The organism is Thiosulfativibrio zosterae (genome assembly GCF_011398155.1).
GTDB classification, from domain to species: Bacteria; Pseudomonadota; Gammaproteobacteria; order Thiomicrospirales; family Thiomicrospiraceae; genus Thiosulfativibrio; species Thiosulfativibrio zosterae.
The window spans coordinates 2,020,001-2,045,188 of sequence record NZ_AP021888.1 but is presented as its reverse complement, the minus strand read 5'-3'; the positions used below and the strand labels follow the sequence as shown (position 1 = coordinate 2,045,188).

Sequence of the window (25,188 nt, the reverse complement as noted above, 5' to 3'; positions counted from 1 at the left end):
ATTTAAATTGGCTTATGGTTAGGAGAAGTTATGTTAAAAACGATTAAAGCGAAACTCATTGCGAGCTTTATAGCCTTGATGGTGATCGTTGTAGGGCTAGCAGCCTACAGCGTTGTCAATATAGAAATCTCTGCCAAAGGGTTTAAGGATTATCGTAGTTCTGCCAGAAGCAGCGTGATTGCAGGGCAAGTTGAGGCAGAATTGCTGACTTTACGCATGGCTGTCAAAGACTATATGCTAGACGACTCATCGCAAAAAAACCAAGCTTTTGAGCAGGCTTATCAAACTTTGCTGTCAACCGTTGAACAGGCCAAATCCATTATCACTGACCCAGAAGAGCTGAAAAGGGTTGGGGGTGTGGTTCAAGATTTAACTGATTATCAGGCAACCTTTACAGTCGTTCAAGCGGATATGCAAAAACGCGATGACATCGTCAGTGGTATTTTGGATGTCAATGGCCCCAAAATAGAACACGCTTTGACAGCCATGTTGAATCAAGCCCAACAACTGTCTAAAACCCAGTTAACCTATGATGCCGCGCAAGCACTTAGAACCTTATTGTTAGGTCGTGTGTATGCCATGAAGTTTTTAAATTCAAATAGCGATGCCGATATGCAACGCGTTTTAAAAGAATTTACAACCCTCAATACACAATTGCAGTTATTGACCATGCAGGCAACTGATGAAGCTTTGGAAACCTTGTTGGTTGAGGCGGAAACCTCGATAGGCTTGTACCAAAAAGGCATTCAAGAAATCAATCAAGTGATTATCGAGCGCAATCAATTGGTCGATGAAAAACTCAGTAGGCTGGGCGAAAAAATCACGCAAGTCACTCAGGGAATTCGTAGCCAAGCCAAATCTAAGCAGGATACCATTGGGCCAAAAGTTCAGGCGCTCAACGAAACCATTATTTTTGTGTTGATTGTGGTTGCCATTTTGGCATCTCTGATTGCGCTCACCATTGCCATTCTTATCCCAAGAATGATTGCCAACGGGTTGGATGCGATTCAAGCCGTGTTAAGCAAAATTTCTGATACGGGTGATTTTAGCATTCGAGCCAATGTGGATAAGGCGGATGAAATTGGTCAAATGGGGCGCGCAGTCAACCATTTGTTGTCCGAAATGCAACAGGCAATCAAAGAGGCCAATCAAGTGGTCGGCGCTTTGGCGAATGGGCGTTTTGATAAGCGTATACAAGCCAATCTAAGTGGTGATTTAAATATTCTTAAACAGGGCGTCAACCAATCTGCGCAATCGATTGAAGAAACCATGGCCGCTTTAAGCAAGTTGCTAGATGCCATGAGTGAAGGTCAATTTGATGTGTCGGTTCAGGCGAATTTAGAAGGTGGTTTTAAAACCATGCTCCAAAATGCCTGCACAACCACGCAATCTTTAAATCAAACCATCGGCGGTATTGTCAACGCCATGCAAAAAATGCAGCAGGGCGAGTTTTCAAGTCGTGTGAATGTTGAGGCCAAAGGTGAGTTGCTTAAATTAAAAGATGGCGTGAATCATTCCATGAATGCGTTAGATGCAGCCTTTAAAGAAATCATTGCCGTGGTGGTTGCACAATCAAATGGGGATTTAACCCAAAAAATTAAAAATCAATATCAAGGTGATTTAAAAACCCTCACCGATTCTGTGTCGCGCACCTCAGAAAAATTGGTAGAAGTGGTGTCTAAAGCCTTAACGGCGACCAGTGTGGTTAACAGCGCTTCTGATGAAGTGTCGCGTGGCGCTTTAGACTTGAGCCAGCGTGTTCAAGAGCAGGCGGCAGCCTTAGAAGAAACCTCGGCGACCATGGATGAAATGAACTCTCAGGTGCAAAGCAATACACAAAATGCCTTGCAAGCAACCCATGTTGCGGAAGAAGTGCAAGATAAAGCCAATACCGGTGCTAAGGTGATGATGCAAACCATTGATGCCATGAAAGCCATCCAAGAATCCAGCCACAAAATTTCAGATATCGTGAGTTTGATTGATGGCATTGCTTTCCAAACCAATTTGCTGGCACTCAACGCAGCAGTTGAAGCCGCCAGAGCGGGCGACCACGGTCGTGGGTTTGCAGTGGTTGCGGGTGAAGTGCGCAGCTTGGCGCAAAAGTCAGCGGATGCCGCTAAAGACATTAAAAAGCTCATTGATGAAACCGTTGATCGTGTTAATCAAGGCTCTAGCCTGGCAACAGAGTCGGGTGACATGTTGACCAGCATCAATGAATCTATTCATTCAGTGACGCAAATGATTACCCATATTGCTCAGGCATCGGCAGAGCAAGCAGAAGGGGTTCATCAAGTGCATAATGCCATCTCGCAAATCGACCAAGCGACTCAACAAAATGCGGCGCTGGTTGAGGAAACCTCGGCAGCGGCAGAAAGTATGTCTGAACAAGCCACCCTCTTGAATGAGGATATGGCGTTCTTTAACACGGGTACAACCCTTAGAACCCCAACTAAAAAGCCACAAGCTTCTGCTGCGCCTAAAGGCACAACGAGTGCAAAAGTGCCTGCCTTGAGCGCACCTAAGTCTGCACCCAAATCAGCAAGCGCTCAGCCAAAACCCATGGCAAAAATTGCGGCAAAACCGGCTGCAGCCAAGGCGTCTTCTGATGAATGGGGTGAGTTTTAAGCCGTTCTAAAAGCCTTTTTAAAGCTTAAAAGCCGCTAAATTTGACCAGGCCTGGTTAGATTTGGCGGCTTTTTGCGTTTTAGGAGGTTTATTATTCCTAATAAAATTAAGGGTTTAGCAAACTGTGTTTGCGTTTTTGAGTTGTGTTAGAATACGCAACTTCTAAAAATTGCAAGTCGAGTGGAAAAGTCAATGTCAAACGCAACTCCTTTTACTGGTGGTGTTCTTATCAAAACCTATGGTTGCCAAATGAACGAATATGATTCGGATCGTATGGCCAAACTGTTAGAAAAAACCTATGGTTTAAAGTTAGTTGAAACGCCTGAAGAAGCCAGTGTGTTGATTTTAAATACCTGTTCGGTGCGCGAGAAGGCTCAAGAAAAAGTGTTTGGTGAGCTGGGGCGTTGGAAAGAATGGAAAGACGCCGCGCCAGATCGTTTGGTGGCAGTGGGTGGTTGTGTGGCCTCGCAAGAGGGTGAAACCATTCGTAAGCGCGCTAAGATTGTGGATGTGATTTTTGGCCCCCAAACCTTACACCGTTTGCCAGCGATGATGGAGCAAGCGCTTAAAGAACGCGCTGAATATGATGAACAAAGAGAAGTTCACAAACGCGTGCGCCGCAAAGCGGTGATTGACATTTCTTTCCCAGAAATTGAAAAGTTTGATAACTTGCCGGCGCCAGAGTCCAATGGAGTTTCAGCATTTGTGTCGGTGATGGAAGGCTGTTCTAAGTATTGTACTTTCTGTGTGGTGCCCTATACGCGCGGCGAAGAATTCAGTCGCCCATTTGCCGATTGCATGGCTGAAATTGAAGCCTTAGCGGCGCAAGGCGTTCGTGAAGTGAATCTGCTTGGGCAAAATGTCAATGCCTATCAAGGTGTCATGCCAGATGGTGAAATTGCCGACCTAGCCGTGTTGATTCATGCAGTCGCCGCGGTTGAAGGCATTGATCGCATTCGTTTTACCACCTCGCATCCCATGGAAATGACGCAGAGTTTGATTGATTGCTATGCTGAAGTGCCAGAGTTGGTATCGCATTTACATTTACCCATTCAATCGGGATCGGACCGAATATTGGCACTGATGAAGCGTAATCACATGGCGATTGAATATAAAGCCATTATTCGTAAAATTCGAAAAATTAGACCCGAATTGAGTTTGTCTGGCGATTTTATTATTGGCTTCCCCGGCGAAACTTGTGATGACTTTAAAGAAACCTTGGCATTGGTTGAAGAGTTGAAGTACGACCGTTCGTTTAGTTTTATCTACAGTCAGCGCCCAGGAACGCCAGCCGCCAGCCTGCCGGATGATGTTGATTTGGATAAAAAGAAACGCCGTCTAAATGCTCTGCAAGCCTTATTAAATGATCAAACTCAAGCCATTTCGGATGCCATGATTGGTTCAACGCAGCGTATATTGGTTGAAAGATTGTCGCGCCAAAACTTCAACGAAATGGCGGGTAGAACAGAAAATAATCGCGTGGTTAATTTTGATGGCTCGCCTGACTTAATTGGTCAGTTTGTAGATGTTGAAATCACAGGTGCTGGCGTTAATTCACTCAAAGGGATTTTGGTGGCGACGCCAGAAGCAGATCGTTTCAAACAACGCCAATATTATGCTTTGTAATCCATTGGCTTTTTGATAAGATAAAAAACCGTAATTATTCAGGATTTTTCGCTTGTCGACGCCCTTAAATACCATTCAATTTCAATTGTCGCCCGAAGATAATGCAGCTTTGCAAAATCTGTCGGGTTGGCATGGCGAGCATCTGGACCAAATCGAATTGCGCCTGGGTGTAGAAATCAATCTGTTTAGCTTTCAGGTAAGTGTGATTGGTTTGCCCGATAGGCTCATAAAAGCAGAACAAGCCATTCGTGATTTATTTGAACTGGCACAAAACGAAACCTTGTCCCCTCAAAAAGTCCATATGACACTGCAGTCTTATGGCACAGATGAAGCTCAACCCATTAATGAGTTGCAAGCCTTAATCAAAACTCGCCGCAAAGTCATTAAAACCCGCAATCCCAATCAGTTTGCCTACGTAAAAGCCATTGCCGAAAATGACATTAACTTTGGTATTGGCCCAGCGGGAACGGGCAAAACCTATTTGGCGGTGGCTTGTGCAGTACAAGCGTTAGAAAATGAAGAAGTTCGCCGCATTATTTTGACGCGGCCTGCGGTAGAAGCCGGTGAAAAATTGGGTTTTTTACCTGGCGATTTATCCCAAAAAATAGACCCTTATTTGCGCCCTTTGTTTGATGCCTTGTATGAAACTCTGGGGTTTGAAACGGTTGAAAAACTGATTGAAAAAAATATTATCGAAATTGCCCCTTTAGCCTTTATGCGTGGGCGAACCCTTAATGAATCCTTTATTTTGCTCGATGAAGCGCAAAATACCACCACTGAACAAATGAAAATGTTGCTCACGCGTATCGGCTTTGGCTCGCGCGCAGTCATTACGGGCGATATTACCCAGTGTGATTTGCCCAAGCATCAAAAATCTGGATTGCGCCATGCCATTGAAGTGTTGGAAGGTGTGCCTGGCATAGGTTTTTCGTTTTATCAAGCCAAGGATGTGGTGCGCCATGGTTTGGTTCAAAAAATTGTACAAGCTTATGAGTTTTACGATAAACGCCAAGCTGAACAGGCGCAAAGGGGGTAGTTATGTTGTGGATAGATTTACAATGGGGGATTGATGAACAGCCTTTACCCAGTCTTGAACAATGCAAAACCTGGGTGGCTGCAGCCTTAGTTGGTGAGCAGAAATTAGTAGAAACCGAGCTGACCATTCGCATTGTTGATGCAGCAGAAAGCCAAGAATTGAATCGCGATTATCGTGGCAAAGACAAACCCACCAATGTGCTGTCTTTTGAATTTGAAAATCCACCAGGCCTAGCTGATTTAGGCGAAGAGTTACCCTATTTGGGCGACTTGATAATTTGTGCCAGCGTGGTAGAGCAAGAGGCGGCCGAGCAAAAAAAATCGCTTGAAGCCCATTGGGCGCACATGATTGTGCATGGCACCTTGCATTTGCAAGGGTATGACCATATAGAGGATGACGAGGCTGAAGAAATGGAAGCTCTCGAAATAGAAATTATGCAAGGATTGGGTTATGCCAATCCCTATGAAACCGAATAAAACAGTTAGAACAGTTAGATAAAGGAAAAGCAAAACATCATGAGCGCAGACAGTCCTAGGACATGGTTAGATAAATTAACCCATTTATTTAGTGGAGAACAGGTGGATCACCTGACCCAATTGACTGAAATATTAAACGCCTCGAAAGAGAAAAATCTGATTGATGCCGATGCCGTTTTTATGATTGAAGGGGTTTTAGGCGTTAGTGAGATGCGCGTTAGAGATGCGATGATTCCTCGCAGCCAGATGGTGTGTGTGGATGAGTCGGAAGACTTGCAATCCATTCTGGATGAACTTTTAGAGTCATCCCATTCCCGCTACCCAGTGCTGGCCGATGATGGTTCAGTTAAGGGGGTCTTGTTAACCAAAGATGTTTTGCGAGCGGTTGTTAAACACAATTTATCTGAAAAAGCGCAATTAGAAGAGCTCTATCGTCCACCTGTTTTGGTGCCAGAAAGTAAACGCTTGAATGTGCTATTGCGCGAGTTTAAAGCCAGTCGCAATCACATGGCATTAGTAGTTGACGAATATGGTGAGTTAGCCGGTTTGATCACCATTGAAGATGTTCTAGAAGAAATCGTGGGCGATATCGTGGATGAGCACGATGATGAGGAATCTGATCACATTCAAAAGCATTTTCAAGGCGGTTATTCGGTAGATGCCGTTACATTTCTAGAAGACTTTAATGCTTTCTTTAAAACAGATATTCAAAACGAACAGCTCGAAACCATTGGTGGCGTGGTAACGCAGTTTTTGGGGCATATTCCTGCCGAAGGCGAAACCTTTGAAATGGAAGGTTTGAGTTTTGAGGTTTTAAAATCAGATGGTCGCCGTGTGGATTCTTTTAAAGTGCAGTTTGCGCTGATGACCGAAATTTCAGCATGAAAAACTTCTTTCGTTATGTCTTAGCGGTTTTTAAACCCGAAAAGAAAGTCTTAATCACCTTTTTACTGGGCGCGCTGTCAGTCACAGCGTTTGCGCCATTTCATTTTGCCCCAGCCGCAGTGGCGTCCTTGGTCGGCTTATTTTGGTTTTGGTCACAAGCGACCAGTCGTCTTGAAGGCTTTAAGCTGGGGCTTTGGTTTGGATTAGGGCAGTTTGGCTTTGGTGTGAGCTGGCTGATTTCAAGTATTTATCTGTATGCCGAAGTGCCTTTGGTTTTAGCGGTCTTGGCCACGTTTATTTTCATTTTGTTTTTGTCACTTTATGTTGGTTTCGCGGGTTGGGTGGCTGCTTATTTCTCAAAGTCTGAACGCCCATATTTTAATGCGTTGCTGGTATTTCCCTTGGCTTGGGTTTCATTTGAATGGTTGCGTGGCAGTCTATTTGGTGGCTTTCCTTTTTTACTCATGGGGAATTCCCATTTAGACACTTGGCTAGATGGCTATGCGCCGATTTTTGGCGTATTGGGCGTGAGTTGGGCCATCGCCTTAACCGCTTCAGCTTTGTTGTTGATCGTTACCCAAAAAGCCTGGGTCGGTGCGAGCAGCCTTTTGGCCCTAGTGTGGTTGAGTGCTTCTGGACTACAAAAGATTGAATGGGTGACGCCGGTAGGCCCGCCAGCCAGAGTGGCGTTGGTGCAGGGCAATATTCCACAAGAACAAAAATGGCAAGCCAAGGCTTTGTTGCCCTCTTTGAAAACCTATGTGGGTTTAACCAAACAGCACATGGATGCGGATATCATCGTTTGGCCAGAAACTGCCGTAGCCTCCTATTTTGATGTGGTAGAAAAGGGCGCATTACATTCTTTTATTAAGGATGCCAAACTTCTAGAAACCGACATTTTGATGGGGGTGATTACCCGTAATGCTGATAAAACGCAATATTACAATGCCATAGTCAATGCGCATAATCCTGAGCAGGTTTATCAAAAGTCTCACCTGGTGCCTTTTAGTGAGTTTTTTCCGTTTTCATCCGTGTTGTCTGCGTTAAGCAAATTGTTTAATGTGCCGTTTTCAGAATTCACCCCTGGCGATGCCATGCAAAAGCCCATGCAATTGGGGGCTTTTAAAGTGGGGTTGTCGGTTTGTTATGAAATGTCGTTTGGTGAAGAGCTGGCTGAGCAACTTCAAGATGCGCAATTTTTAGTGACCGTGAGTAATGATGCTTGGTTTGCCCATACTTTTGAGCCAGCACAACAATTGCAAGAAGTGCAAATGCGTGCCTTAGAATTGGGTCGAGAAATCGCTCGTAGCACCAATACCGGTTTTACCGCGATTGTTGATGTGAAAGGCCGAATCAAACAAGAAATACCCGCTTATAAAACCGGTGTACTTAAAGGTGAAGTACAACCTTATGAAGGCACAACACCTTTTGTCTATTGGCAGCAAATGCCGTTGCTATTTTTGTTTTGTGTGCTGTATGGCTTTTTGCTCGCACCAAGATTTATCTTAAAGCGCCCCAGCTGATTAAAAATGACACCTTAAATCGCAATTCTCAATTTTAAGAAGGCTAAAGCCTTCGCCCCTTTGAAGTCTTTAAAAACTGTGGGGCGCAGGCTTTAGCCTGCTGGGTTTTTAAGCAATGCTTATGTTTATTGCTTAGGGTGGTCGGCGTGATTTAATGCCGCCATTAAGCGCATTCTTAAAATCATCATGTCGGTTGGGTCTGCCATTTCAGCGGTTTTTTGAGTGAGGTAGTTTTCCAGTGCGTGCCATTCCATTTGCGCAAAGGCACTGGCATCTTCTTCAAAATCATCCAACACCACCGCCACTTGGGTTAAGTCCATTTTTAAGTCTTGTTGAACCTGTTGAATTTCTTGGTCGGTTAAAGCCGCCAAAGCGGCAACCGTTTGTTCGGCTTGGTCAATGGCTTTTCCTAAGGTTTCCCAGGTTGCCTGTTCTGCTTTAAACGCCGCTTCTTTGGCGGTTTCTAATAAATGACGATAAGCTTCCAGCATTTTATTGTCTTCTGACATTTTCTCTCCTTTAGCGCTTCCGTTAAGTCTGCTATAATTTTGTACTTATTTTTTCCAGTTTATCATAAAGAAACCGAGTCATGACGCCAGAAATGCAACACGAATATCAACCACAATCCATTGAAGCCGCCATTCAAAAAGTTTGGGAGCAAGAGCAGGTATTTGCTGCTCAAGAAGATGCCAGCAAAGAAAAGTTTTACTGCTTGTCGATGTTTCCTTACCCCAGCGGTAAATTGCACATGGGGCATGTGCGCAACTACACCATCGGTGATGTGATTGCACGCTTTCAGCGTATGCAGGGTAAAAATGTGTTGCAGCCTATGGGTTGGGATGCGTTTGGTTTGCCCGCCGAAAACGCTGCCATGCAACACCAAGTGGCACCGGCTAAGTGGACTTATGAAAACATAGACTATATGCGCAATCAGCTTAAATCTTTGGGCTTGGGGTACGATTGGAACCGTGAAGTGGCGACTTGCCATCCGCAATATTACCGTTGGGAGCAATGGTTATTCACGCGTTTGATGCAAAAAGGCTTGGTGTATCGCAAGTTGTCGGTGGTGAATTGGGATCCGGTTGACCAAACGGTGTTGGCGAACGAGCAGGTGATTGACGGCAAGGGTTGGCGTTCGGGTGTGCCAGTTGAGCGCAAAGAGATTGCTCAGTGGTTTTTGCGCATTACCGATTATGCAGAAGAATTGATTAATGATTTAGACCAGTTAGAAGGTTGGCCTGAACAGGTTAAAACCATGCAGAAAAACTGGATTGGCAAATCGACTGGTTTGGAAATTCAGTTCCCCATTGCCTCAGGCTTAGATGCCCGCACTGAAAACCTAAAAGTCTATACCACTCGTCCTGATACCTTGATGGGGGTGACCTATGTTGCCATCGCTTCAGATCATCCGTGGTCACGCAAGGCGTCCATTAATAATGAGCCTTTAGCGCAATTTATTGAAGAATGCTCGCACATTTCAACGGCCGAAGCCGATGTTGAAACCATGGAGAAGAAAGGGGTGGATACCGGTATTCGCGTGAAGCACCCGATTACGGGTGAAGTGGTTCCCGTTTGGGCGGCCAACTTTGTGTTGATGGGCTATGGCACAGGTGCGGTCATGTCGGTGCCGGCGCATGACCAGCGCGATTATGAGTTTGCAAAAAAATATGGTTTAAACATCAAAGCGGTTATCGCGCCAAACGCTGATGAAATGGCAGATGTTTCAGAAGCGGCTTTTACGGAAAAAGGCATCTTGGTCAACTCTGGGCAGTTTGATGGTTTAGATTTTGCCCAAGCATTGGATGCGATGGCTGAGGCCTTAGGCGCATTAAACTTAGGCGAAAAACAAACCAATTACCGTTTGCGGGATTGGGGTGTGTCGCGTCAGCGTTATTGGGGTTGCCCAATTCCGGTGATTTATTGCCCAGCTTGTGGTGCGTTACCCGTGCCAGAAAAAGATTTGCCAGTGTATTTACCCGAAGATGTGGTGCCAGATGGTGCGGGTTCGCCTTTGGCTAAACTCGACAGTTTTAAAAAATGTAATTGTCCGCAATGTGGCGGCCCAGCCAATCGTGAAACCGATACCTTTGACACCTTCTTTGAATCGTCTTGGTATCACGCACGCTACACCTCGCGCAACAGCACAGATGGTATGTTAGATAAAGCAGCGGCCGATCATTGGTTGCCAGTTGACCAATACATCGGTGGGATTGAGCACGCTATTTTGCATTTATTGTATGCGCGTTTCTTCCACAAGTTGATGCGCGATGAAGGCTTGGTGTCTTCTGATGAGCCGTTTAAAAACTTGTTGACTCAGGGCATGGTGTTGGCCAGTAGTTGGTTTAGTGCCGACGAAAGTGGCAAACAAACTTGGTATTCACCGTTAGATGTAGAACCGATCACCGATGAAAAAGGCGGCGTAATAAAAGGCAAGCTCAAGTCAAATGGCATGGAAGTGCAGTATGGTGGTGTGATTAAAATGTCGAAGTCAAAGAATAACGGCATCGATCCCCAAACCCTAATTGACCAATATGGCGCAGACACCTTGCGCTTGTATATTATGTTTGCCGCACCGCCAGAACAAACTTTGGAATGGTCGGATTCAGCCGTGGAAGGCGCATCGCGTTATTTAAATCGCGTATGGCGTTTGGTGCAAGGCTTTAGCGCTCAAGGAAGCGTGCCCGCTGCGCAAAGCAGTGAAGGTTTAGATAAGGTGCAAAAGGCCTTGCGTTTAAAAGTGCACAGCACTTTGCAAAAGGTGACTGATGATATGGGGCGTCGCCTCAACTTTAACACCGCGATCGCCGCCACCATGGAGTTGCTCAATGAACTCACCAAATTCCAAGATGACTCGGCTTTAGGCAAAGCCGTCATGCAAGAAGCGCTTGAGCTGTTGGTGTTGATGTTGTCACCCATGGCACCGCACATTGCCCAAAGCTTATGGATTGCTTTAGGCAAAGAAGGCTTGGTGGTTCAGCAAGCTTGGCCTAAGCTAGATGAAAGCGCCTTGGTGAAAGATGAAATTGAAATCATGGTGCAGGTCAATGGCAAATTGCGCGGCAAAATAGAAGTGGCAGCCGATGCGGATAAAGCCATGATTTTAGCAATGGCAAAAGCCTGTGAAGGTGCCGCTAAATATATTGATGGATTTGAAATCGTCAAAGAAATTGTGGTGCCAGGTCGTTTAGTTAATATCGTGGTAAAAGGGTAAGATGCTTAATAATCTTCAAAATCGCCCCAAAACTAACCAGGCCTGGTTAGTTTTGGGCGTTTTTTGGGTGTTTTTAGGGTTATTAAGCGGTTGTGGCTTTCATTTAAAAGGCTTAAACCAAGTCGGCACGATGAGTTTTCAAACCGTAAAACTGTCTGCGGCATCTGGTGTTCGCGCGGATTTGGTGAACGCTTTAACGCAGCAACTTAAAATGTCGGGTGTAGAAGTGGTGGATGGTTTGGCGCAAGCGGAACTGGAGATTCGCTTGTCGCCTACGCAGACTCAAGCGTCGCGAACCAGTTTAACGGCGCAGGGAGATACGGCTTCTGAACTGATTAAACTCTCACAGCCTTTCAGTGCTTGGCAGGTTGCCGACAATACTTTAGTGGTAGAAGCCACGGCCAGCAGTTTTCGGGATCGTCGTTTAGACAGCGCCGCAGCATTAGCAGCAAATCAAGAACTGAAAAGTTTGCAAAAACAAATGGTACAAGAAGTGGCGTTACAGATGATTGATCGCATTTCACGAGCCAGCGCCCGTGCCAACGCGAATGCAGAATCTAAAAAGGTTCCCGCCACACAATGATTGTTGCCCCAGCCTTTATTAAACAACTGCAAGCCGCTCAGCTGACTATGCCGCCGATAGTGCTGATTTATGGTGAAGAGCCGCTTTTGATTCGCCAGTCGTTAGATGCGTTCCGTGCGTTTGCTAAAAACCAAGATTATTTGCAGCGTGACACCTATGAAGTCGATGCCAAATTTGATTGGCAATCGCTTGAAATGGATACCCAAGCCGGTTCTTTATTTGCCGAACGCCGTTTGATTGAATTGTCGATGCCCAGCGGTGCACCTGGAAAAGTCGGGGGCGATTTCATTCAAAAGTGGGCGCAGTTGCGGCATGATTCACCACCTGAAATTGTGCTGGTGATTTTGTGCGAAAAGTTGGATGGCAAACAAACCAAAAGCAAATGGGTGCAGGTGATTGAGCAAACCGGTTTGGTGGTGCAATCTCGACCTATTGAATTGAAAGCCTTGCCTGCCTGGTGTCAGCAACGCGCTCTGAGCGTGGGACTGAGTTTGGATTTGGAAGCCGCGAACGTTTTGGCGGAACGGGTTGAAGGCAACTTATTAGCCGCAGACCAAGAAATGGAAAAACTCAGCTTGTTGTTTGCGCAAGGCACGCAACTGCAGGTGCAAGACATTTTAAATAATGTTGCCGACCAAGCGCATTATCAGTTATTTGCACTCAGCACCGCCGCCCTCACTGGGCAAACCGCCTATGCGTTGCAAATTCTAAATCGCCTTAAACAAGAAGGTTTAGAGGCGCCAATTATTTTGTGGTTGTTGGCCAAAGAAGTGCGCACCCTAGTGCAACTGTGCGAGTTACAGCAAAAAGTCAGTTTGGCACAGGCATACAAACAGTTATTTATTTGGAACAGCAAGCAAGCGGAATATTCCCAAGCATTGCGGCGTCAGTCGTTGCAGGGCTGGCAAGAACTCTTGCGCTTATGCACCCAAGCCGATTTTGAAATTAAGGGCATTCGTAAAGGCGATGCTTGGCTCAGTTTAAATGATTTAGTGGTAAAGATGGCTCAGTAGAGAGGATAGAGATGGATATTCAAGCGTATATGCAAACCTTAGGTCAGCAAGCTCGTGCGGCCAGTCGCATTTTGGTGACGGCTTCAACGGCTCAAAAAAATCAAGCCTTGTTGGCAATGGCCGACAGCTTGGAAGCGCAAGCTGAGTTTTTAAAAGCTGAAAACGCTAAAGATTTAGCACAGGGCAAAGCCAATGGTTTGGACGCGGCCATGTTAGACCGTTTAACCCTTACGGACAAAGGCATTGCAAGCATGGCAGAAGGCTTGCGTCAAATCGCCAATTTGGCCGACCCGATTGGCGAAATCTCTGATATGAGCTACCGCCCATCCGGAATTCAAGTCGGTAAAATGCGCGTACCTTTAGGGGTGGTGGGAATTATTTACGAATCGCGTCCCAATGTGACGATTGATGCGGCGGCCTTATGCTTAAAATCGGGGAATGCAGCAATTTTGCGTGGTGGTTCTGAAGCGGCATTTTCTAATAGAGCCTTAGCGAGTTGCATCAAAAAAGGTTTGGAATTGGCTGAATTACCCACTGCCGCAGTGCAAGTGGTCGAAACCACGGATAGAGCTGCGGTGGGCGCTTTGATTACCATGCCACAATTCGTGGATGTGATTATACCGCGTGGAGGCAAAAACTTGATTGCTCGCATCAGCGAAGAAGCGCGCGTGCCGGTCATTAAACATTTAGATGGTATATGTCATGTGTATATTGATGCAGATGCTGATGCCGACAAAGCGGTCAAAGTGGCTTATAACGCCAAAACCCATCGTTATGGCGTATGTAATGCCATGGAAACCTTATTGATTGCCGAGTCTAGGGCAGCTGAAATCCTACCAGGCCTGGTTAAAATGTATCAAGAAAAAGGTGTGGAATGTCGCGGTTGCGCTAAGGCACAAGCCATAGTATCAATGAATGCGGCGAGCGATGAGGATTGGGCGACTGAATATTTGGATGCGATTTTGTCGATTAAGGTGGTGGCGGATGTTGAAGAAGCCATGGCGCATATTGCGCAATACAGCTCTGGACATACCGAGTCCATCATTACCGAAAACTACACCCGTGCGCGTCAATTTTTAGCACAGGTCGATTCCAGCTCGGTGATGGTGAATGCCTCTACGCGTTTTGCCGATGGGTTTGAATATGGCTTGGGTGCTGAAATCGGCATTTCAACCGACAAATTCCATGCGCGTGGCCCGGTGGGATTAGAAGGATTGACGTCACAAAAATACATCGTATTAGGCGACGGACATATTCGTATTTAGGCTAGATGCATTTACGCAAGCGATTCGCCGCTAGACTGAGCGCTTGAAAGTCTGCGGTTTTGCCGCCCTTGTCGGGGTGGTGTTGTGCGCAGAGTTTGCGATATTGCTGGTTGATTTGGGTAAGACTGAGATCTTCTAAAGGGGTTTCTGGGTCGATTTCTAACAAATTTAAATCGGCTTTGAGTGTTTCATAGGGCAGGCTTTGTAAATCGAATTGCGACCAAAAATTATCCATCAGATTTTGGACATCAACGGCTTGGGTGTCTAGAAAGTGTTGATAGTTTAAATAGTAGGCACGCAGTTCATCATTTTGCGTTAGCGCATTGGAATCCGCGGTTTGCATAGGGTGCAGTTGGATATTGAGGGTATAAATTTCTAACCAACCCAGTCCTTCACTGAACCACTTGGTTTGCAGTCGATAGAGCAAGTGAAAACACAAAAAGTGTGCTTGAAACAGTTCAAGTGGTTCAAGGGAGGGTTTAAATCCTTGAAAGCCTTGTTCGGTTAAATTCTTAAGCAAAGCGTGTTCTTGAATGGCATGACCGTCTTTGAGGTGTTCAAAAAAGGCACTTTCAAGCTGTGATGGAATTTCGGGTGGATAATTTGACATGCTTGCTATAATAGCAAAAAGTGGCAGGGAGGACTTTGGCAAATTGAATGCGTTTAGCGGTCAATATATCGGCATCAATGGCGGCACATTTGATCCAATTCACTTTGGACATTTACGCCCAGCCTTAGAAGTTCAGCTGGCTTTGGGGCTAGAAGAGGTGCGTTTTATTCCGTGCTATAAGCCGGTGCATCGCGATCAGCCCAGTGTTTCAGCCGAGCATCGTTGTGCCATGATTGCCTTAGCCATCGCCTCGCAGCCGAAGTTTGTGCTGGATAAAGTTGAAATTGAGCAGGGTGGCCCTTCTTATATGGTGCATACTCTGCAAACTTTGACCAAGCGTTATCCAGCTAAAGGATTGGTTTTGATGATGGGAACCGATGCCTTTGCTAAGTTTGATACTTGGTTTGAGTGGCAAACCATTTTAAAGTTGGCCAATTTAGCCATTACGCATCGCCCAGGAGAGCCGATTCCGCAAAGCGGTGAGGTGGGGCAGTTATTTAAGAAAAGTTGGGTGCCTAAACTGACCGAACCTTTTGGTCAAATTGTGGATGTGCCGATTACCCAATTAGAACTCAGCGCAACGGCGTTGCGCAGCTATTTAAAGCAGGGCGTTTGTGTCGATTATTTATTGCCGTCACCTGTGATTAACTATATTCAACAACACCAGCTCTATCAAGAATAGGGCTTTTTATTTTTTATGGAGCATGGAATTTTCAATGAATTTACAAACCAAACAAGACATTATTTATAAAGCTTTAGACGACGGTAAGGCGCGTGATATTAAAATCATGGATGTTTCGCAAATCAGTACCTTCACCAATTTAATGGTAGTTGCCACGGGTACTTCAACCACGCACGTTCGTTCTTTGGGTTCTCGCGTGGCGCAAGAAGTAAAAGATGCTGGCGAAGAGCCTTTGGGTGTTGAAGCGGGACCAGAGCCTGATTGGGTGTTGGTCGATTTGGGTGATGCGATTGTGCATGTAATGACGGAATCAGCACGTGCGCATTATGCATTGGAAAAATTGTGGGAAGTGCAGCCCGCCAGTCAAACGATTGCAGAATAAAACAGTCTTTTTGTGATTATTCATTTTATTGTGGTCGGCCAGAAAATGCCCAAATGGGTATTGGATGGTTACCAAGAATATGCCAAGCGATTACCCAAAAGTTGCAGTTTAAAGTTGCATGAACTGCCGATGGCAACTCGCGGTAAGACGGGCACAGCAGAACAATATAAGCAAGAAGAAGCCAAGCGGATTGTTGCAGCGATTCCAAAAGGGGTGCGTTTGGTGATTTTAGATGAACATGGTCAACAGACGACCACGTTAGAGTTTTCACAGAAACTAGATGAGTGGTTAGGTTCGGGGCAAGATATTGCTTTGGTGGTCGGCGGTCCTGATGGTTTACAGTCAGATTTAATTGAGCAGGCCAGTTGGAAGTGGGGTTTGTCCAAACTGACTCTGCCTCATCCCTTGGTTAGAGTGTTGGTGGCAGAACAAGTTTATCGAGCTTGGTCAGTCTTGCAAAATCACCCTTATCATCGTGAGTAATTTTGTGCTTAAATAGGCTTAAATTTCACCAGGCCTGGTTAAAAATAGATGGAGTTAATTGTGTTGCAAGCGATAGAATCTTTACCGAATGCCTTGATTATTTATGATGCGGCTTGGAGAATCAAAGCATTTAATCATCAAGCGGCGCAATTATTAAATGGTCTGGGTGAAGAAACTTGTATCGCCTTAGAACAATTGATTACCCAAACAATCCCTGCGGCATATCTTCTAAAAGTTCCCCAAAATCCTGCAGAGTCTAGAACGCCCTGTTCCAATCAATATACAACCACCAAGTTAATTGACGGCAAATCTCAGCTGGTTTCTTACCACTTGGCTTTCAATCTAACCACTGAAAATGACGAAGTCCTGGTTTACCTGTCAATAACGGATTTATCTGCTTACGCTGCAATCCATCAAGAATTACATCATCAAAATGTATTAATGCGCACTGCGTTAGATGAAACCCCTGATGTCATCGTGATGAAGGATTGGGAGGGTAACTTTATTTTGGTGAATCAAGCGGTTGCCCATTTGTATGATGCGACACCTGAAGAAATGATTGGCAAGGAAGATGGATATTTCACGGGCAATCAAGAGCAAGCACAATTTTTTAAAGAAAGTGTGCAGCAGATTATGACAAAGTTTGAAACAGAAGTTGTTATCGAAGACAGTACTAATGCCGAAACGGGTGAAGTCAGACATTTTCAATCGATTAAAAAACCTTTGTTGGATGAAAAAGGTAACAAACAAATTTTAGTCATTGCGCACGATATTACTGACATAGTCACGGCTCAAAAACAAATTGAAGACAGTGAAAAACGCCTTAACTATGTTATGCAAGCCACTCAAGAAGGCGTTTGGGATTGGCACATTCCCTCGGGCGCACTCACGCATAATCGACAATGGTTTAAGATTTTGGCTTATGAGGAATCTGATCTCACGCACATGATGGATGATTTCGTGCAGTGTTTATTGCCAGAAGACCAACCTAAAATTATGGAAAAAATTCAGGCTTGTTTTAGAGGCGAAGCCCCTTATGTGTCTGAGCACCAAATGCGTAGACGAGATGGCAAGTTGATTTGGGTTTATGACCGCGGCAATATTGTTGAGCGTGATGAGCAAGGCAATCCCATTAGAATGGTCGGTTCTTTTGCTGAAATTACCGACCGTAAGCTCGCAGAGGTCAAGCTGCAAGAAGAGAAGTTGCGAGCGGATGCGGCTAATCAAGCCAAAAGCGAGTTCTTGGCCAATATGAGTCACGAAATTCGAACACCCATGAATGGGGTGATCGGTATGACGGATTTATTGTTGGATTCTCCAGTCACGCCAGAAACTCGCCAAGCACTTGAGATTATTCGCCAAAGCGGCCAAAGTTTGATGAGCATAATCAACGATATTTTAGATTTTTCTAAAATTGAAGCCGGTAAAGTTGAGATAGAGAAAACACCATTTTCATTGGTGAATACCGCAAACGGTTTATTGGTTTTGTTAAAACCCGCCGCGATGGCTAAAAACTTGGTGTTAAATTTAGAGTTTATCTCGAGTGATTTAGATTGGATTTTAGGTGACGAGCAAAAGTTAAAACAAATCTTAACCAATTTGATGGGCAATGCGATTAAGTTTACTCAGAAAGGTACCATCACTTTATTACTTGAAAAAATACAGGTTTTTGATGGCGAAATACTCAAAGTCTCGGTTAGGGATACTGGAGTGGGTTTATCCAAAGAAGACCAAACCAAGTTGTTTAAACCTTTTAGCCAAGTAGATGCTTCAACCACCCGAAAATTTGGCGGAACAGGATTGGGTTTGTCGATTTGTAAGCGATTGACAGAATTGATGGGCGGTGAAATAGGCGTAGATTCAGAGCCACAAGCGGGAGCAACCTTTTGGATAACCTTGCCACTGAATCAAGTGGCGGCGGTATTGCCCAAAGCACCGATGGGTGCTCAAACCCTGAATACAGATTTATCTAACCTAAAAGTGTTAGTGGTTGAAGACAATATTGTGAACAGAAAGGTCATAGAAGCGTTACTGAAAAAATTTGGATGTCAGTATGTGTCTGCCGAAAATGGCTTACAGGCATTGGATAAGCTTCAAGAAAACGAGGTTGATTTGGTTCTGATGGATTGCCAAATGCCCGTAATGGATGGTTATGAGGCTTCTAAACAAATTCGTGCTGGCAAGGCAGGTGCACAAAACCGTCTAAAACCCATTGTTGCTCTAACGGCCAATGTGCTCGATGAAGATCGTCAAATGTGTTTTGCTTCTGGAATGGATGATTTTTTAGGCAAACCGATTAACTTACAGGCGTTAAAGTTGGTTTTACAAAAATTTAATTAAGCACAAAGGCTACTGGAGGTTTTCATGTATCTATTAAATCCAAGAGAGGTCACTTTTACACTGTCTGAAGCCTTGGATTTTGTCGGTATAGATGACACTTTACATGGTAAGCGAGTGGCTTATATGGCCGCTAAAGTGGGCGAGACACTCGGTTGGCCTAAACAAAGAATCGACGACATTATTTACACTGGAATGCTGCATGATTGCGGCGTTTCTTCCACCATAGTGCACAGTCATTTAATCAACGAATTAGACTGGGATAACTCCTATCTTCATGCTGAACGCGGGTTTGAGCTAATGAAATCCGTTCGGTTATTTCAAGATTATGCTTTAGCGGTGCGTTTTCACCATACCCATTGGCAAAATCTCCCAAGTGATTTATCTCAAGCCACTCAAATAGATGCTAATTTAATTTATTTGGTCGATCGGGTGGACGCTTTACGGGCTAAAAATCAAGACTCTTTTATGGATATGCGTGCGCATATTTTTAAAGTTTTGCAAAGTTTGTCCGGATCCTTTTTCAGTCCAGAGTTGGTGGATAAGTTTATCGAAACAGCTGGCAATGATGCTTTTTGGTATTTCTTAGAAGAGCAGTCTTTGCGGCGTTTTTTTGCAGATTGGATTGCCGAACAGTCGCCAGTTGAGTTTAGTTTTGACGAGGTTAAGGAGTTTTCGCTACTGTTTTCAGCAGCCGTTGATGCAAAAAGTCCTTTTACTTCCGAGCATTCCATAGGGGTTGCCTGTTTAGCAAGGTATTTGGCTGAATTATTGGGCTTGACCCAAGTTGAGCAGGAACATTTAGAACTGGCGGGTTTGTTTCATGATTTAGGCAAACTCAAAGTAAAAGACAGGGTTTTAAATAAACCGGGGCAATTAGATGTGGATGAACGCATTGAAATGAATCGCCACGGATTTGATTCCAATGTGATTCTCACTCAAATTACAGGGTTTAAAGACATTGCATTTCTGGCTTCTTTGCACCATGAAACTTTGGATGGACAGGGGTACCCCTATCATTTAAAAGGTGAGCAAATTCCCTTCAACGCGCGCATTTTAGCCGTGGCTGATATTTTTCAAGCATTGGTTCAAAATAGACCTTATCGTAATGCGTTATCTGCCGAAACAGCTTTTGAGATTTTGAATAATCTAAAAGAGCAAGGCAAGTTAGATGCAAAGGTGTGTGATGTTCTCCATGACAATCTAGAGGTGTGCTACCAAAAGGCGATGGTGGCCTATACGATTGATAATCAGTTGGCAGTTGAAGTTTAAGGTTTTGTGTCAGCAAATTTAAAGACTAAAACTTAAAATATTCATAATATTGACAAAGAGTTTTATGTCGATGGGGTAGAATAATTTCTTTATTTATTTAACTCAAAGACCATGAAACTCTATCTTGCTTCCTCATCTCCACGCCGCGCTGAATTACTTCAGCAGCTCCATCTTGATTTTGAGGTGATTCTCTCTCCCATTGAAGAAACAGGTTTGCCCAAGGAAAGTCCGCAAAGTTTTGTTTTGCGTATGGCGGTTGAAAAGGCTTTTGCGGGATACAATAAAGTTCCAGGTAATCAAATTTGGGTCATTGGCAGTGACACCGCCGTTCTAGTGGATCAGAAATTGCTGGGTAAACCTAAAAACGAGGCGGATGCTTTACGGATGTTAAAGTTATTGTCGGGTCGAACACATCAAGTCTTATCGGCAGTGGCGGTGTTAACGGATGGCGAAGTGTTTTCTGCGCTGAATACCACCCAAGTCACTTTTAAAATGCTGAGTGATCTTGAGATGCAAGCCTACTGGCAGACTGGCGAACCGAAAGATAAGGCGGGTGGTTATGCCATTCAAGGATTGGGGGCGCAGTTTATTGAAAAAATTGACGGCTCTTATTCTGGTGTGATGGGATTGCCTTTGTTTGAGTGTCATCAATTATTAACCGAGTCGGGATATTTTAATCATGGGCAGTGAAGAAAAAGTATTGGTCAATGTCACGCCTAATGAAACGCGTGTTGCTTGGGTAGAAAATGGCGTCTTACAAGAAGTTTGGATAGAGCGTGCCAATAAAAGAGGTTTGGTGGGTAATATTTATATGGGTCGCGTGGATCGGGTTTTACCTGGTATGCAAGCGGCTTTTGTTAATATTGGCTTAGAGCGTGCAGCTTTTTTACATGTGTCTGATGTGTGTCGAGAATCGGTCAATAAAGATGTGCCTGAAGATTGCGAGGATATCGGAAAACTTCTTTATCCCAGCCAAAAGGTTTTGGTGCAGGTCGTCAAAGACCCTATTGGTTCTAAAGGCGCTAGAGTGACCATGCAGGTGACCATTCCCTCTCGCATGTTGGTTTTTATGCCTGCCGAAAAAATGATTGGCGTGTCACAAAAAATCGAAAATTATGCTGAGCGCGATCGCTTAAGAAATTTAATGCAAAGTATTCCAGAGTCTGCTGAGGGTAATGGCGGTTACATTGTCAGAACGGTTGCCGAAGGGGCAGATTTTCACGAAATGCGTGCCGATTTGCTTTATTTGAATCGACTATGGTCAACCATTGAAGAAAAATCGAAAAATGTTAAAGAATACGCTTTGGTCTACGAAGACTTACCCTTGTCTTTAAGAATCTTAAGAGATATTCCTGTCGAGCGAATTGAAAAAATACGGGTTGACTCAACAGAAACCTTCAAGAAAATGCAAGCGTTTTCTGAGAGTTATGTGATGGGCTTGTCGGATAAGCTTGGATTGTATACGGGTGAAAGACCGATATTTGACTTGTATAGTATTGAAGAAGAAATTCAAATGGGCTTGCAAAAGCGTGTGGATTTAAAGTCAGGTGGTTATTTGGTTATTGATCAAACCGAAGCGATGACCACCATCGATGTGAATACCGGCGCGTTTGTTGGGCATAAAAATTTGGAAGAAACGATTTATCGTACCAATTTAGAAGCGACCCAAGCGATTGCGCGTCAGTTAAGGTTGAGAAATTTGGGCGGCATTATCATTTTAGACTTAATTGATATGACGGAAGCTGAGCATCGTGAGCATGTTTATAATTCTTTGCAAAAAGAGTTGGCGCGCGACAGAGTAAAAACTACGGTGACTGAAATTTCTTCATTAGGTTTGATAGAAATGACGCGTAAACGCACGCGTGAAAGTTTAGAGCGCACCTTGTGCGAGCCTTGCCCAATTTGTAGTGGACGCGGCACCATCAAAACCGCTGAAACCATTGCTTATGAAATTTTCCGTGAAATTACGCGTATGGCGAGATCGTTTGATGCCAGCAAATATCGAGTGATTGCTGCGGAAAGTGTGGTGTCTTATATCTTGGATGAGGCATCCAGTAGCGTGGCTGAGCTGGAACTGTTTATTGAAAAAAGCATCCGTTTTCAAGCAGAAAGTTCCTATAACGCAGAACAATACGATGTGGTTATGCTCTGATGTTTAAAAGGCTTCAGCAATTTTCTTTAATTTTGCTGATTCTGTTATTGGCCTATTTTGCAACCTTAACGGCGGCCATTTTTTGGCTGCAAGTCGCCCCTAAGCAACTGGTCTGGGTGGCAGAAAAATTATCCTCTAGTGAAATTAGTTTTAAAGATCTTCAGCTAACGCAAACTTGGCAAGGCATGGATGTTGAAATACATCAGTTGCAAGTGGTGTCTGCAAACACTCAGGTGCGTGCTCAGGTCATCAAGTTTGACTTCAATTTCTGGTCACCTTTCTTTTATTCGTTGGACCCTGGACAATCTCTCAGCATCGAAGGTTTGCGCCTAGAAACAGTTTTGCAACAGCCGGCGCAAAACAACGACTTTTTGATGAATCCACAGTCGGTTCTATCTGATTTTCATGTGCGGAATTTATGGCAAAAAATTCAACTTAAAAATATTGAAGTGAATTTAGCCGCCGCACAGTATTTGAAGTTGCATATCGACGAATTTCAATCTTATAAAGGCCTACATTGGCGTACACTGGGGCAGTTTTCTGTTGCCTTAGATGAGATGCCCAGTGTAAACCTGCAATTTAAGTCTGATTTTGAAACGACTTTGTTAAGCCACTTATCTGCGGGCGAATTTGATGTATCCATGTCATCGCCATTAGATCTGGCTTTATGGCATGAATATTTGCCTGAGCAATGGCAATCTCTGCTGCCGAATGGCATTGCAACCGCTCAGTTAAATGCAACGCTTAAAAATGATGGGAATCTAACCTTAACAACGGATTTCAATGCACAGCAATTAGCCTGGACTGAGCATGATGATTTAATGCCGAAAAGTATGGGGGTTCAGTTTCAGTTTTCTCCTTCCATCAACCAAAAGCTTTCTTGGGCGGAGAACTGGCAGTTTAAATTAGAAAGCCTTCGGCTCGATAATGAATTTGTTGAAGCACATTCCCCTATAACAGTCTCTTTAGGGCATGGCAATTTACTGGGCTTCGAATCTCAGTCAATTTCTCTAAAACCGTTTATTCCAATTTTGCGTCGTGTATTGACAAATTTTGGAATCACGCTACCAGAATCAAGCATGATTTCCCTTAATGCTGAGCAGATAAAAGGGGCGATTGATTTACAAGATCTGTCTTTAAGTCAATTTACAGTCGTTTTGTCACAATATTCATGGCCGGCTTACCAGGGCTTGCCGATGCTTTCAGGAAACGACCTGCAGTTATCGTTTATAGATCATCGTTTACAGATTTCAAGTGATTCGGACATCCTGATTCAATCAGAATATTTAAGAGAAGAGCCTGTTAAACTGAAATTTCCACAGCCTTTTATTTTAGATTGGTCAATCGAAAAATCTGCTTGGCAAGTTACTCGACAAAATTTTGCCTTAGACAATCTAAAATTGGTGATTGATGCGCAGATAGATGCTTCCAAAAATACCGACATAGTTTTGCAATTAAAAGCAGACTCTATGGCCGATGCAAAAGCCTTTATTCCTTATCCTTTAATGGGCAAAGCTTTGCAGGATTGGTTAAAAGCCTCTTTGGTGTCAGGTCAAAACATTCAAGGAGAGCTGCAACTAAAAGGGAATTTAAAAGAACTCAAATTTACCGCAGCAGATTCAAGCGATATCCTAAAAGCAACCTTAACCATCGACAATACAAACTTAAAATTTCAACCTGATTGGCCTTCCATTGAGGGTTTTACCGCTCGACTCCAGTTCACACCTTTCGATTTAAAAATTTCTACCGACCAAGCTCATATCTTAGATACAAGCATTTCAGATGTTGTGGTTAATATTAAAGAGTTAGATCAGCCAGACATCGCGGTTGCTATCAAGGGCAAAGCGGCTGGCACTTTAACCAATGCCTTGGCAGTACTACAAGCATCACCCTTGCTTAAAAAGGCAGGAATCGCCGATTTTATGGAAAGTCAGTTACAAGCTGAAGGTAATGTTCAGGTCAGTTTGAATAACATCTGGATACCTGTACATGGTTATCCAAAACGACAAGAAGAGGTGAGTGGTGAAGTTAAGTTAGATAAAAACACCTTGCACCTGTTTGATAAGTTACATCTGACAGAGTTACAAGGACAGGTAACCTTTAGTGAAAAATCAGCAGAATCTAAAAATTTAACGGCGAAGTTTGCAGGCGGCAATCTTAAGGGGAGTCTTGCTACCGATACAAATCATGAACAACTTGCACTGGATTTGGCTGGCTTACTCAATATTGAGCAGTTAATGACAGATGTCATGGATGATGCTCAAGCTCTTAAGGGTAAGGTGCCTTGGAATCTTAACCTCTCGTTGCCATTAAAAAGCTCTAAACCAGTAACGGGTTCAGTATTAATGGCGCTTTCTGATGTTCAAAGTGCTTTGCCCCTGCCCTTTGACACTCAATTTTTTAAAGAAAATGGCCAAAATTTAAAATCAAACTTCACATTATTAGAAAAAGAGTTAAGGGTTGATGCGCAATTGACCGATTGGGGAAAAGCGACAGCTCTTTATAAAACCGATGTAATGGAGGTTAAAGGGTTAATTGCGCAATTCGGTGGTCAGCAAAATGCAGACAAATTAGCTGTACAACCCAATCTTTTCCAAATTAAGGGCCGCTTAGGTCAGGTCAACCTTGAAAGTTGGCAAAACTGGGTAAAAAGTTCAGAAGTTCCATCAGAGTCTTTACCCAGCTGGGTATTGAGTCATGACTGGCGAGAATCGAGTTTGACATTTCAACAGATTCAGCTTGATGAAAAAAATCACTATTCAGATGTGACCTTATCCTGGCAATATTTGAATGATATAAAAGAATGGTTGGCGCAATTAGAATCAGCAGAATCTGGGGTCTATTTAAGAAGGGATAGTTTAAACAACTATTTTATTCAAGCAAAGGGGATTAAATATGACCCTGTCAGTGCCAAGAAAGCTGCTGATGAAGAAAAAAAATGCCAGGCCTGGTCAAATTTAGCCATCAATAGCTTTAATTTTAATGGCCAAAATTTAGTTTTAGCCGGTAAAGCGATCGATCAGTTGG

The 25,188-nt window shown here is 44.0% G+C and carries 20 protein-coding genes (1 of these 20 running past the window's edge); 18 read left to right on the top strand and 2 right to left on the bottom strand.

The window, feature by feature from the left end; all coding sequences use genetic code 11:
* Positions 1-30: 30 nt before the first annotated feature.
* The 6 genes from THMIRH_RS09420 (at position 31) to lnt (ending at position 8,171) form a co-directional block, all read left to right on the top strand.
* Positions 31-2,625 carry a methyl-accepting chemotaxis protein gene (locus THMIRH_RS09420; RefSeq protein ID WP_173291849.1) on the top strand — a complete coding sequence of 865 codons (2,595 nt, stop codon included), beginning with the start codon at positions 31-33 and terminating at the stop codon, positions 2,623-2,625.
* 192 nt (positions 2,626-2,817) lie between these two features.
* On the top strand, positions 2,818-4,251 hold the full coding sequence (gene miaB / locus THMIRH_RS09415) for a tRNA (N6-isopentenyl adenosine(37)-C2)-methylthiotransferase MiaB (protein WP_173291848.1): 1,434 nt from the start codon (positions 2,818-2,820) through the stop codon (positions 4,249-4,251).
* A 43-nt stretch (positions 4,252-4,294) separates the two neighbouring features.
* On the top strand, positions 4,295-5,287 hold the full coding sequence (locus tag THMIRH_RS09410) for a PhoH family protein (protein ID WP_173292477.1): 993 nt from the start codon (positions 4,295-4,297) through the stop codon (positions 5,285-5,287).
* 2 nt (positions 5,288-5,289) lie between these two features.
* Complete coding sequence (gene ybeY / locus THMIRH_RS09405) at positions 5,290-5,763, top strand: rRNA maturation RNase YbeY (RefSeq protein ID WP_173291847.1); 474 nt, start codon at positions 5,290-5,292, stop codon at positions 5,761-5,763.
* A gap of 39 nt (positions 5,764-5,802) precedes the next feature.
* The gene (locus THMIRH_RS09400) at positions 5,803-6,648 is read left to right on the top strand and encodes a CorC family transporter (protein ID WP_173291846.1); all 846 of its coding nucleotides are present in this window, start codon (positions 5,803-5,805) and stop codon (positions 6,646-6,648) included.
* Entirely contained in the window at positions 6,645-8,171 is a 1,527-nt protein-coding gene (gene lnt / locus THMIRH_RS09395) for an apolipoprotein N-acyltransferase (RefSeq protein ID WP_173291845.1), read from the top strand. Before THMIRH_RS09400 ends, lnt begins: the two co-directional genes overlap by 4 nt.
* Before the next feature lie 125 nt (positions 8,172-8,296).
* Here the strand turns inward: lnt and THMIRH_RS09390 are convergent, their stop codons facing one another.
* Positions 8,297-8,680 carry a zinc ribbon-containing protein gene (locus THMIRH_RS09390; protein WP_173291844.1) on the bottom strand — a complete coding sequence of 128 codons (384 nt, stop codon included), beginning with the start codon at positions 8,678-8,680 and terminating at the stop codon, positions 8,297-8,299.
* Positions 8,681-8,760: 80 nt separating this feature from the next.
* Here THMIRH_RS09390 and leuS point away from each other — a divergent pair, with 80 nt between their 5' ends.
* From leuS to THMIRH_RS09370, 4 genes are read left to right on the top strand one after another with little or no spacing between them, the layout of a single operon-like run.
* A complete protein-coding gene (gene leuS / locus THMIRH_RS09385; protein ID WP_198415224.1) occupies positions 8,761-11,382 on the top strand; it encodes a leucine--tRNA ligase in 2,622 nt (873 codons plus the stop codon).
* A gap of 1 nt (position 11,383) precedes the next feature.
* On the top strand, positions 11,384-11,965 hold the full coding sequence (locus tag THMIRH_RS09380) for an LPS-assembly lipoprotein LptE (RefSeq protein ID WP_173291843.1): 582 nt from the start codon (positions 11,384-11,386) through the stop codon (positions 11,963-11,965).
* On the top strand, positions 11,962-12,978 hold the full coding sequence (gene holA / locus THMIRH_RS09375; RefSeq protein WP_173291842.1) for a DNA polymerase III subunit delta: 1,017 nt from the start codon (positions 11,962-11,964) through the stop codon (positions 12,976-12,978). The genes THMIRH_RS09380 and holA overlap by 4 nt, the downstream gene beginning before the upstream one ends.
* Positions 12,979-12,989: 11 nt before the next feature.
* A complete protein-coding gene (locus THMIRH_RS09370; RefSeq protein ID WP_173291841.1) occupies positions 12,990-14,243 on the top strand; it encodes a glutamate-5-semialdehyde dehydrogenase in 1,254 nt (417 codons plus the stop codon).
* A gap of 1 nt (position 14,244) precedes the next feature.
* Here the strand turns inward: THMIRH_RS09370 and THMIRH_RS09365 are convergent, their stop codons facing one another.
* Positions 14,245-14,853, bottom strand: a complete 609-nt coding sequence (locus THMIRH_RS09365) for a DNA-J related domain-containing protein (protein ID WP_173291840.1) — start codon at positions 14,851-14,853, stop codon at positions 14,245-14,247.
* Between THMIRH_RS09365 and nadD the strand changes: the two genes are divergently transcribed.
* The 8 genes from nadD to THMIRH_RS09325 form a co-directional block, all read left to right on the top strand.
* The gene (gene nadD / locus THMIRH_RS09360; protein WP_173291839.1) at positions 14,852-15,535 is read left to right on the top strand and encodes a nicotinate-nucleotide adenylyltransferase; all 684 of its coding nucleotides are present in this window, start codon (positions 14,852-14,854) and stop codon (positions 15,533-15,535) included. The two genes, THMIRH_RS09365 and nadD, sit on opposite strands and share 2 nt — an antisense overlap.
* A gap of 34 nt (positions 15,536-15,569) precedes the next feature.
* Entirely contained in the window at positions 15,570-15,917 is a 348-nt protein-coding gene (gene rsfS, locus THMIRH_RS09355) for a ribosome silencing factor (protein ID WP_173291838.1), read from the top strand.
* 12 nt (positions 15,918-15,929) lie between these two features.
* Positions 15,930-16,400, top strand: coding sequence for a 23S rRNA (pseudouridine(1915)-N(3))-methyltransferase RlmH (rlmH, locus tag THMIRH_RS09350; protein WP_173291837.1), 471 nt, complete (start codon positions 15,930-15,932; stop codon positions 16,398-16,400).
* 60 nt (positions 16,401-16,460) lie between these two features.
* Positions 16,461-18,740 (top strand): PAS domain-containing hybrid sensor histidine kinase/response regulator, encoded by a 2,280-nt coding sequence (locus THMIRH_RS09345; protein ID WP_173291836.1) that lies wholly within the window; start codon positions 16,461-16,463, stop codon positions 18,738-18,740.
* A 24-nt stretch (positions 18,741-18,764) separates the two neighbouring features.
* Complete coding sequence (locus THMIRH_RS09340) at positions 18,765-20,009, top strand: HD domain-containing phosphohydrolase (protein WP_173291835.1); 1,245 nt, start codon at positions 18,765-18,767, stop codon at positions 20,007-20,009.
* 111 nt (positions 20,010-20,120) lie between these two features.
* Positions 20,121-20,699 carry a Maf family protein gene (locus tag THMIRH_RS09335; RefSeq protein WP_173291834.1) on the top strand — a complete coding sequence of 193 codons (579 nt, stop codon included), beginning with the start codon at positions 20,121-20,123 and terminating at the stop codon, positions 20,697-20,699.
* A complete protein-coding gene (gene rng / locus THMIRH_RS09330) occupies positions 20,689-22,161 on the top strand; it encodes a ribonuclease G (protein ID WP_173291833.1) in 1,473 nt (490 codons plus the stop codon). Before THMIRH_RS09335 ends, rng begins: the two co-directional genes overlap by 11 nt.
* Positions 22,161-25,188, top strand: partial view of a YhdP family phospholipid transporter gene (locus tag THMIRH_RS09325; RefSeq protein WP_173291832.1) — the 5' portion only. It continues 797 nt past the right edge of the window; 3,028 of the gene's 3,825 nt are visible here — the first part of the coding sequence; the start codon lies at positions 22,161-22,163; the stop codon falls past the right edge of the window. The genes rng and THMIRH_RS09325 overlap by 1 nt, the downstream gene beginning before the upstream one ends.